The organism is Bacteroides fluxus YIT 12057 (assembly GCF_000195635.1).
GTDB classification, from domain to species: domain Bacteria; phylum Bacteroidota; class Bacteroidia; order Bacteroidales; family Bacteroidaceae; genus Bacteroides; species Bacteroides fluxus.
The window spans coordinates 43,880-55,075 of record NZ_GL882694.1 but is presented as its reverse complement, the minus strand read 5'-3'; the positions used below and the strand labels follow the sequence as shown (position 1 = coordinate 55,075).

Below are 11,196 nucleotides of genomic sequence, written 5' to 3'. Positions count from 1 at the left end.
TACACAATTTGACATTTCTACATTCCCGGTACATAAGGGAAAGTATCAGTATCCTCAGCCAACAGCAGAATAGAGAATGCGCTTGACCATCCGAAGTGTTTGGCTGTCATCGCTTCGCCCGTAGCCGAATTCCAGTTCTCACGGATGGGATAACCGGGTTCGGTCAGTCCTTTCAGGCGATCGGGCAAGAGATTTGTATATTTCGCGGCATCTTCCATGAAACCGTAGTTTTTCCAGCCACGAATACCGAAATAAGTGTAATTCATCCAAGTCTGTCCACGGAAATATCCCTTGTCGGGCTGATAAAGCGGATGCTTGTGGTTGAGCGAGGAAAAAGGGAAGTAAGTACCGAAAAGTTCGGGATCAAGCATATTCTTCTTCACTGCGGCAGCCTGTTCGGGAGTAGCCACTCCGGTAAAAAGAGGAATCCAACCCGAGATGTCGATTACCTTCACCAGCTCGCCCGTACCCATCTTACGATCATAGAAGAAACCGGTTTCTTTATCGAAGAACTTCTCCTGAATCATATTCTTCAGTTTCTTCCCTTCTTCACGAAAACGGGCTGCCTGTGCTTTATCCCCGACCTCGTCCAACAGATAAGCCAGATAGAACTTCTCTGCACAGAGGTAACTGTTCAGTTCAATGGATTCCTGGTCGAAAGAATAGGCACCTTCGGCATTCTTCAGCATCTTCACACCGTCGAACTTTACTGCCACATCCATACCACTCTCCCATTGTCCCTGATAAACCTGGGGAGCGATGCCGCCATATTCACACAAACCGTTTTGGTCATGGTCACGGTATTTGTATCGCCATTCGTGGTATTTAAGCAGCTTCGGAAGCATCTCCTTGGCAAATGCTTTATCCTTGGAGCGTTGGTACACCATATAAGTTGCCCAGCCTGCAATGGGCGGTTTGGAGCAAACCTCATTGTTCTCTTTTGCATCCAGCCCGACAAGGTCGATAATCATACCTTCAGGAGTTTGAAAGTCGAACATGGTAAGCATCTGTTCCTTTGCCAATTCAGGATTAAAGATGGATAAGCCTACCGCATGTTCCCAACTATCCCACGCCCAAAATGCGTTGAAATGACCGGTGCTGGGCTGCACACCGCCGTGCTTCAAGTCGCCTGCGGCACTACGCCAGTTGGTGTGTAAAGTCATGAGTGCCTTTACCGCCCACTTACGGTTACGGTCGCTTTCCAAATATTCAGTATCACGATCAAGGATACTGCTTAAGTATCCCTCCCAACGCTCAGCATTCCGGCTCAAATATTTTTCTGCGTCTTTCACCTTCAAGGAAGCGTGTTCGGCCAATGCGTCCTGCTTGCCGGTAGCAGGACAATACGAAGTAAAAGTATGGAAAGTATATGATTTTCCGGGGCGCAAATCCGTGCTTTTTCCGGATGCCACATACATATTCTTTTCCGAGCCATTCTTCACTGTCCAGGTATCGGGCAAAGAGAGCACGAAATAATGCTTGCCCCCTGCAACATTCACAGTAACCGCATTGCCGGATTCCAATGAGAAACCGGCATCTTTATAGGTTGCCCTACCCTGCAATACAGATGCAATGCTACGGTTCTCCGCCCCTTGATTGGTAATCGTGTACTGAATCATCGTGCTACGGCTGGTTACCGCAATCTGTTTCATCTCCACACTCAACGAACCTGCCTGCAAATACTGCCTCAACATACCGGGCAGATATTCATAAGAGACTATCTTTGTATAAGGCACTGCGTTCCCTTCTTCCATCAACGTCAGCTTTTCAAAACAGGGTGAAAGCCATTGCAAGCCCAAACTACGTTCACCCGCAAATGCGGGACCGCGAAAGCCACCGGCCTCAGACATATCGGAAGAGTTATTGAATCCATATCCGTGCCAACATCCAAAGTCGGCAAAGAAATATCCTTCGGGGCTATGCGTGGTGCCCGTTTCAATATTCAGCAGGTTTACAAATTGGTCCTGTTTATACGTGTCTTTAGCGCAAGACTGAAGAAGAGTCAAAGCCAAAGAGGCAGCAACAATCATTGTTCTTTTTTTCATGGTATAATTATTATTTTCTATTTCACTTCTTCCAGCTCCAAAGCTAAGCTGGAATATTCATTCTTTAAAAGTTTTTGCAAAACAATTCCTTCCTCCATCAATATTTTTCCGCTGATTACCTTACCGTGCAGTCCGCAAGGCTTATCTTCTTTCAAAGGAGTAAGGTCCTTCAACCGGTACATTTTCTGAGGGTCAAGCCCGTCCATACATACCTTGGGAAGAATCATATTGATGAAATGGGATGTTTTATAGACATAAAACACCGCCCGTTCTTTCTCGGGGGTAACATACATCAACGAAGCCACCCCTGTATTGTCATAGGGAGAGGCAAGACGATAGAGATCGCCAAACTGAACCACATTCCGGATGTCCTTATAAGCCGCAATCGCACGCTTGGCATACGCCTTGTCTGCATCGCTCATATCCTTGGGCTGAATCTCCATGCCCAAACGCCCCGACATTGCCACATCAAAACGGAACTTCAAGGGGATGGTACGTCCAGTCTGATGGTTCCGGTCGGCACTGACGTGAGCAGCCATTGCCACGGCAGGATAGAAAGAGGACACGCCCCATTGCATATAGATGCGTTGCAGTGCATCCGTATCATCGCTGGTCCAGAATTCGTTGAAATAAGGCAGAAGACCGTAGTTCACCCGACCACCGCCACCGGCACAGGCTTGCAGTACCAGATCGGGATATTTGGCACGAATGCGTTTCAAGACGTTTATCAATCCCTTCTGATAGTCTATATAAAGGTGGGACTGCTTCTCTTTGGGAAGATATTGCGAGCCGTAATCCATCAAGCAGCTGTTGTCATCCCACTTCATATAGGCAATTTCCGGGTGCTTGGTCATCAGGTTATCCACTACACCGAATACAAAATCCTGCACTTCGGGGTTAGTAAGATCGAGTACTACCTGTGTGCCTCCCCGCCCTGTAGATAAAGGACGGTTTTTGACACGCATAATCCAATCGGGATGATTTTCAAACAGTTCGCTCTTTGTATTCGACATTTCCGGCTCTATCCAGATACCGAATTTGATGTTGTGCTTCTTGGCCGACTGTAACAGACCTTCTATTCCTTGGGGCAGCTTCTCCTTGCACACTTCCCAGTCGCCCAAGCTGCTGTTGCCTCCGTTGCGGGGATATTTGTTGCCGAACCATCCGTCGTCCATCACAAACAACTCTCCTCCCATATCAGAAAAGGCTTCCATCATCCGGTCCATACCTTCCTGATTTACCTTGAAATAGACACCTTCCCAACTGTTCAACAATATATCGTGGGGAACATTGCCCTGATGCAACTTATACCGGCGTGCCCAACGATGGAAAGCACGGCTAACACCGCCTTTTCCTGTAGTGCTGTAGGTCATGGCAAACTCAGGAGTAGTAAACACCTCCTTGTACTCCAATGTATAATGAGAGTTTTCTTCGTTGATTCCTGCCGAAAAGTTGAACCGCGTATTATGGACATCCATTTTGATAAGATAATTGCTGGTCCATGCCAACGTACCTGCCAACACATGTCCATGAGCCTCCTGTGGCTTACCGTCCATGGAAAGCATGAACGACGGATGGTCGGATTCCGTATTTACCAATCCGTCCTTGTTACTGATCACTTTCTGGCCGTTGGTCAGTTTCTCTTCCTCCATCGTGCACTCGGCTCCCCAGAATCCGTGAAAATGCGTCATCCAGTTATCTCCCCGATGTACAGGCAAAAAGGCCGATGCAAAACGATACAGCGTAATAGGCTTTCTATGGTTATTCTCCACTTCCACCCAAGTAGAAATGATGTCGGTTCCCTTATAGGCCTTGAAATATTGCTTCAGTACAAACGGATAAACCAGATCTTTCATGCGTATCTCTGTAGTTTCGGCCTCATCGGTCTGATACTGGTTTACCTCTTCCACAACCAGATCGAGTGACATGTTACCATCGGCATGAGTGACTGCCATGGCCCGTTCACCGGCAGTGTTCAACCCGAATACCGGATAGCTCTCCGTACCGAACGCCAGCCCGCTATCATAAATACCTTGGATTTCTTTTTCTGTAATACGGCTGCCATAATATTGAAACTTTGATTTTTCACCGGGAGTGGCCGTAAGAAGCAATGAAGTGTTGGGAGTGGAAATCAAGTAATCCTTCGCCCAAAGGCTTCCTGAAGACAATATACTTATCGCCAATAGTAAATAGTGTTTTGCTTTCATGATTCAGTTCTTATATCAAGAGTTAATTCTTCGCTTTCAATACGGATTGATGAAGATCCACATTCTCCAAACGTATCCGGTAAGGCCATTGGGCTTCTTTTCCCTTTTCCTTTGCCAGTTCATTCCATTTCTTCAGATAATCACGATGTTGCGCAGGAGCAGCAGTCACTACGAACCAAAGGAATTGAGTTTCTTCGGGTACAATGAATTTCACAGGCCGGTTGTCTCCGTTACCGGCCTTATAAGTCTTTCCGTAGTAACATTGACCCTCTTTATTCACAGCTACAAAACCGTATCTCCATCCGGCATCATTCAGATTGCCGCTGCGGAAACCTTCACTGCCGGCCACACCTTTAAATTCCAATGTGATTTCCTCGCCTCCTTCGGGCACATTCAAACGGATAATATTATAACCATAATTCTGCGGACAACGGGTTTCGGCTATCTGGTACCAGTTGTCAGCTACCTTATCCAGTTTGCAACGGTGTTGGTTGGCGTAACTGCTACATACATTCTTCACACGCGGCATATCCCAAGTAGCGAAACGGGCAGCCGCCTCATATATCTCGTCATTAAACTCTTCCTGACTGATACCCGTCAACCGTTTGTAGGCTGCAACCGGGTCTTCGTTGCCCTCTGCTTCTTTCCAGATACGCGCAATAATATTCAATCCGTGCTTGTTAGACCAATACTCCATGAACTGCGGTGCATGATACTGGTTGATTCCATTCAGCAGCGAGTAATGAGTCTGCTCCATGTAGGCATCCAAGTGATATTTTTCAATGGTAGTCCAGTCCGAATAAACCTGCCACAGCATCCATTGCGAAGTATATTCCACCAATGGATGTCCACCGAATCCGCGCGAACCGTCTGCCTCTACCATGTATTGAAAAGAATGTCCCATCTCATGGGCCAACGGACAGTAAGGATAGGATTGGGCGCGGCACGGACGCATCCACATCATCCCCACTCCTTCATCGCCCCATCCGTAAGCGGTTGTTTCGGCATCGTTGAACATCCATATAATCATCTTTTTCCGGGCGGATTGCGACGTCTCCGGATCGGCAAATTTCAACTTATCCACATAATAGGTAAAGAACCGTTCACCCTCACGCAACAATTCTTCCGGATAAAATCGGCGGGACTTATCAACATAACCAGCCGGGTCTTTGCCGAAGGAACTTTCCCAGAACAGCACCAAATTTTCTGATTCCATCTTGTAGTCATGGCTGAACCGCCCGCCTTTTCTAAAATCATTTTCCTTCACTTGCTTAGCGGGGATGTGTATTTCCTTTCCGCCCGATTTGGCATGTACTGCATTTCCCGCAAACAACAGGACAACGAGCAGCCATAAATAATTTTTCTGTCTCATGCTTATCTTTTTATTTTTGTACGATTTCTGCACAAAACTACGCCACTACGGGCTTCCGGGCTTTGCTATCCGTTCCTAATCCTGTGCTTTTTGTTCCTCAAAGTGTGCTCACCGTGCATTTAACATTTATAAGCAACTGAAAACCGAACGTAAAGACAAAAGACAGCATGAAACAACTTTTCAGACGTCTAAAATGGTTTCCGGCACTTCACCCGTCCAGGCAGAAGGCTGTTCCACTCCAAACAACCGTAAAATTACCGCCGATGTATTTACGGTATTATTGGCTTCCTCCATTCTCACCCCCCGGGCAATTCCGGGACCAACAATTCCCCAAGGCACAATCATTTCATCCACACTCACACCACCATGCCCGTACTCTATACCGCCATGGTCGGACTGTTCCTGTTTTCCACTAGGAAATTAAAGGCCTTCTCATAATTGGGTATATATGCATCTTCCTCCAGAAAGCTTACTTCATCCAGATACTTCCGGTTATAAGGATAGATAAGATTCAGCCAATTATAATAGAAAGCGGTCTTGATATTGGGATTCTTTTCTTTCAGCAAGGTAAACACCGAGGGATAATAGCCGTCACTATCGGTAGTGACAGCAGGCAGTTTGAAATCTGCCAATGTCCAATTGTTGTTTACCACTCCATGCTGTTCGGGACCGCTGCCTGTAAGATGGCTTGTCCAGTTGGGAAGTGTAACCGAAGGCATCACTACACGCGTTTGCAAGGATAGCACTCCCTGAGCCAGTAATTCATCGAGCCGGGGAGTATTGGCTTGCCGGAATCCGGCTACACTGATGCCGTCAAGACTGATCAGGACAACCCTTTTAGCCTTCTGCCTGCCACGTTTAGGTTGTGCTGTAGTAAAAGCCGCCAATGGTTGGGGCAACATTCCGGCACCCAGCAACAAAGTTCCTGCCAGAGTTTTCTTAAAAAAATTGCGTCTTGTAATTTTCATGGTATTTATTTTAAGTTTATAAATTAAATATGGATATGCGATTCCGCAAATGTACACTTTTCAAAGAAACCCGACTTTGCTTTCCATCCCAATTATCGCCCAAAAAATGTTCTATTTGGCTCACTTTTCCTATATTTGCAACACATTTATGATCTATTACCATGAAGAATCTGCATAAGCTATTGATATCAGCAGTGATTAGTTTGATTTTACCAATCTTACCCTCTTCACTACATGCCAATGAAATATTCAAGCGTCTAAACATTAACAACGGTTTGGCACACACTGATGCCTGTTGCATTTTACAAGACAGTACAGGCCTTATTTGGATAGGCACACTCGCCGGTCTGCAAAATTACGACGGTTACAACCTGCAGACATTTGACTATTATCCGAAAAACCACAAAATATACGAGTCGCACAACCGAATCAGAGCAATGGCCTGCAATACAGACAAGATATGGCTGGGAACAGAAAGCGGACTAACCTGCTTTGATTTAAATACCCATCGCTATATACCTTATCACATAGAAGGAGATGAACTCTCACAACGCCTCCGGAGCACCGTCCACGAAATATTCATCAATCCGGCCGGTTGCCATTTATGGATAAGAACCTCCAAAGAAGCAATCGTCGCACAAGTCCATAAAGACACGCTCAAATCCGTAGAATGGAACAATGATGCCGACCGTATCTTTTGCAAGGGTATCACAGACTTGCAATTCCAAGGAGAGACAGTATGGGCTTCCACCGGATTCCACCTCGTCAAACTCGGTATCCGCAACGGACAAATTGTGCTGCTCAACAGCTATGCAACAGACAAACTATTGAAAAAGAATGACATAATACGCAGTATCCACCTTATGGGGAATTACTTATACGTGCGTTCGGGAGAAGGATGCTATCGTTTCAACATTGCCGGAGGGCAACCGGACTGCTCTACGTCCGTCTATACCGGTTTCCACCAAGTCAATCCGAGAATACCAACAACAACCAATGGCAAACTAATTGTCAGCAAAGAGGGAGATCTATGGTGTATCTACTCCGCAGGCATATTCGAGATGAAACAACCTTTCTCATCCCAAGCCGTGATACGGGAATATTTACGGAATACACCGGACGAAGAACACTCATCACTGAAAATAGAGGATTTGCTCATAGACAAATACAATAATCTATGGGTGGCATCCAACAGTTGGGGAATATTTTACCGCAGCCTCTCCAAATCTATCTTCAGCAATCTTTCCGCACCGGATTTTCAAGAAATGGGATTTTCACAGAACGAAGTCGTATCAATCACCGGACAGGACAACGGCACCAATTGGATTCTTGTAGAATACTCCAGCCTGTTCCGTCATTCGCCACAAACGGGTGAACTTACATTGATGCCGTTACAAAAGACAAAAAACGCCGAAACCATATACTACCAAACACTGGAAATGAGCCGCGACCAAAGGCATCTCTACATCGGTACAAGTCACGGAATCTTCCTCTACGACACGTACACGCAAAAATCCCGCAAGCTGGATTCCAAGAACTCCGGTGACGCGAATCTAATCAATATCAGCATCGCACACTTAAAAGAAGACTCATCCGGACATTTATGGATAGGCACCTGGGGAAACGGCATATTCCGTATAAGCAACCCCCTGAGTGATCCGAAGATAACGATGCATCTCAATACCCAAACAGACCCGTGCCTTCTTTCCAATCATATATCACACATTCTCGTCAAAGGACACTCAACCTTCCTATGTACCACCAACGGTCTGAACCGCCTACAACTGACCGATGATGGAAGAATAAAAAATCTATCTTCCTATCAGGCGGATTCTTCAATGAAAAATTCGATGTCCACCAATTATCTGGCGGATATCGATTGCAGCAACGACTCCATTTGCTGGGTAGGAACTATAGGAGGCGGTCTGAATAAAATAGTATTGCATTCCGAACGTAATAATGACTATACCGCTACTTGCTATACCGTACAAGACGGGCTTCCCAACAACGACTGTGAAATAGTGCTCCTTGACCATAAAGGCAATGTCTGGACAGGCGGCAAGGGAATCACCCAACTGAATCCTCAGAAAAACACCATCCATACCTACGGACTTGGCGATGGATTGCAAAACAATGCTTTCAAGATAAACGCTTCTTACAAAGGAAACGACGGTTACCTCTATATGGGTGGATTGTATGGCCTAAGCTATTTCCACCCCTCCCACTTGATCTGTAGTACCGGCAATAATGAGTTGATGCTTTGCGGGTTAACAGTCAACAACCAGAAAATCGTCCCGAAAGCGGCCTACAACGGACGTATTCTATTAGACAAGGTCCTAGACAAAACGTCCGAGCTTACCCTCAATTATCTGCAGAACAATTTCACCATCTCTTTTGCCGCATTGGGTTACGAACTGTCCGAACAGATAATGTATCGCTACCGTCTGAAAGGTTTCCAACAGGAATGGCATACATTACGATATACCAACAATGAAGTTTACTTCTCAAACTTGCCTTACGATTCCTATGAACTGGAAGTACAGTTCTCCACCGACAAAGGATATACCTGGCAAGAACCGGTGAAAAAGCTGGAAATCAATGTGCTGCCACCTTGGTGGTTGTCTTTCCAGGCAAAAGTAAGCTATGTACTGATCGTATTGCTGGTACTGTACATTGCCTTCAGGCAATATAGCAAAGAACAGAATCTTAAGAAAGAAAACGAGATACAGAAAATTCTGATGGCACAAGATGAAGAAAAATATCAAGCCAAAATGCAATTCTTCATGAACGCTTCACACGAATTGAAAACCCCGTTGACTTTAATATTACTGGCAGCCGAAAAGTTGTTCAACGACAACAAACCTGTGAAAGAATGCAAGACAATCCTTACCAACGCCAAAAAGATGCTGGCACTGATCACCGAACTTGTGGATATCAGGAAAGCGGATCTGGGAATAGGGACATTAAACATTGAACATCTAAACATGTCCCAGTTAGTGCGCCGGATTTTTGATGAAATCAGTTCCTGGGCAAACAATAAACATATTTCAGCAACCTTCACTGCAGATGCAGAAGATATCGAGTTGGACGCCGACAAAGATAAAATGGGAAAAATGATCATCAACCTGCTTTCCAATGCCATCAAATATACCAATGAAGACGGCAAGGTGGATGTCCATTTCAAAAAAGGTACAATGAAAGATGTCACCCCCTGTTACGGCAACTTACACACCGAAGGAAACATTTCTCCCGAACAACCCGTCTGCATACTTACCGTCAGAGATACAGGAGTCGGCATTTCCACAGAATCCATCCGCCTCATCTACGAACGTTTTTTCCAAGTGCAAGGTTCCTCACAGTCACATTTAGGTTCGGGAATCGGGTTAGCTATAGTGAAAAGTATTGTATTGCAGCACAACGGAATGATCATCGTAAGCAGTGAACGCATGGTGGGAACAGAATTTATCGTGGCACTGCCCATATCGGGCAGTAACCCCATCACCGGAAAGGGCGAAAATAGCGATTTCGACTTCAAAGGATTCATGAATAACCAATACTGCGAATTAGACACGAATGAGACAAATAATATCAAAGAACCCGAAAGTCCCCGGAGTGACAACCCCAAGTTGCCCACTCTACTCATTGTAGAAGACAACAAGGAGCTTCAGACCGCCTTGAGAGAACAACTGTCCTCTTCATACAATATCCACACAGCCGACAACGGTCGTATGGGACTGGACATGTGCATGTCAATCTTTCCCGACATCATTGTGAGTGATGTCATGATGCCTGAAATGGATGGAATAGAAATGTGCAGACGAATTAAGAACAACCTCTCCGTAGCCTATATCCCCTTGGTCTTGCTGACAGCCAAAGACAATGTGGAAAGCCAGATAGAAGGATACGAATCAGGAGCTGATTTATATATTCCCAAACCTTTCTCCATGAAGTTGTTGGAAGTGAACCTGCATCGGTTACTCACACAAAGAGAACAATGGCTGAAAGGAAACAGACCGGACAACGCCATGCAGGCATCTCCCGATTACATCCGGAACACAACAGCCGAAGAAACCGCAGCAGAGAAAAAGACTGCCAAAAAAGAGCCACAGAAATCCGCATTAAGCGCCGAAGAACTCCAGGCAATGACAGAACAATTCAAAAAGGTAATCAACGACAATCTCAGTGACCCCAACTTATCTCCCGACCAATTGGCCGCTGCAATGGGAGTAAGCAGGACAAAACTATACAGAGACTTGAAGCGGATTGATGGCCAGTCATTAGCAGACTATGTGCGAAACGTCCGGTTGGAAAAAGCCGCTTATTTACTCACCAATTCTAACCTGAACATTCAAGAAATCATGCTTGAAGTGGGTTTCATCAACAACTCGCATTTCACTAAGACATTCAAGCTAAAATTCGAAATGTCTCCTACAGAATACAAAAAAAATATCTGCCGAGAATAGTCCGACACCATCTTTTCTGATATATATGTTCAATTTGTTCCTAAGGGACGAATTGAACATAATTAGGCATGTTGAGCAAAGCGAGATAACATGCTTTCCTTGATATTTGCCAGCAGAAATAACAAGAGATAGTTAACAGTT

Annotated in this window: 6 protein-coding genes; 1 reads left to right on the top strand and 5 read right to left on the bottom strand. The window is 45.4% G+C overall.

Features of this window, described 5'->3' with window-relative positions; translation table 11 throughout:
- Window positions 1-17 precede the first annotated feature (17 nt).
- The 5 genes from HMPREF9446_RS17010 to HMPREF9446_RS16995 all read right to left on the bottom strand — a co-directional run bounded on the left by HMPREF9446_RS17010 (window position 18) and on the right by HMPREF9446_RS16995 (window position 6,592).
- Window positions 18-2,045 (bottom strand): MGH1-like glycoside hydrolase domain-containing protein, encoded by a 2,028-nt coding sequence (locus HMPREF9446_RS17010; protein WP_009126973.1) that lies wholly within the window; start codon window positions 2,043-2,045, stop codon window positions 18-20.
- 17 nt (window positions 2,046-2,062) lie between these two features.
- Window positions 2,063-4,252 carry an alpha-galactosidase gene (locus tag HMPREF9446_RS17005; RefSeq protein ID WP_009126972.1) on the bottom strand — a complete coding sequence of 730 codons (2,190 nt, stop codon included), beginning with the start codon at window positions 4,250-4,252 and terminating at the stop codon, window positions 2,063-2,065.
- Between the two features lie 22 nt (window positions 4,253-4,274).
- Window positions 4,275-5,624: a DUF6055 domain-containing protein gene (locus HMPREF9446_RS17000; protein ID WP_039969894.1), complete on the bottom strand. Its 1,350-nt coding sequence runs from the start codon at window positions 5,622-5,624 to the stop codon at window positions 4,275-4,277.
- A 180-nt stretch (window positions 5,625-5,804) separates the two neighbouring features.
- Window positions 5,805-5,978: a hypothetical protein gene (locus HMPREF9446_RS19500; protein WP_410510784.1), complete on the bottom strand. Its 174-nt coding sequence runs from the start codon at window positions 5,976-5,978 to the stop codon at window positions 5,805-5,807.
- 23 nt (window positions 5,979-6,001) lie between these two features.
- Complete coding sequence (locus tag HMPREF9446_RS16995; RefSeq protein ID WP_009126969.1) at window positions 6,002-6,592, bottom strand: alkaline phosphatase family protein; 591 nt, start codon at window positions 6,590-6,592, stop codon at window positions 6,002-6,004.
- A 275-nt stretch (window positions 6,593-6,867) separates the two neighbouring features.
- On the opposite strand from HMPREF9446_RS16995, the gene HMPREF9446_RS16990 reads away from it, so the two are divergent.
- A complete protein-coding gene (locus tag HMPREF9446_RS16990; RefSeq protein ID WP_245532303.1) occupies window positions 6,868-11,055 on the top strand; it encodes a hybrid sensor histidine kinase/response regulator transcription factor in 4,188 nt (1,395 codons plus the stop codon).
- Window positions 11,056-11,196 lie beyond the last annotated feature (141 nt).

Bases quoted from the DNA above. Each gene is read 5' to 3' on its own strand.
- HMPREF9446_RS17010 (WP_009126973.1), bottom strand. From the start codon at position 2,045: ATGAAAAAAAGAACAATGATTGTTGCTGCCTCTTTGGCTTTGACTCTT.
- HMPREF9446_RS17005 (WP_009126972.1), bottom strand. From the start codon at position 4,252: ATGAAAGCAAAACACTATTTACTATTGGCGATAAGTATATTGTCTTCA.
- HMPREF9446_RS16995 (WP_009126969.1), bottom strand. From the start codon at position 6,592: ATGAAAATTACAAGACGCAATTTTTTTAAGAAAACTCTGGCAGGAACT.
- HMPREF9446_RS17000 (WP_039969894.1), bottom strand. From the start codon at position 5,624: ATGAGACAGAAAAATTATTTATGGCTGCTCGTTGTCCTGTTGTTTGCG.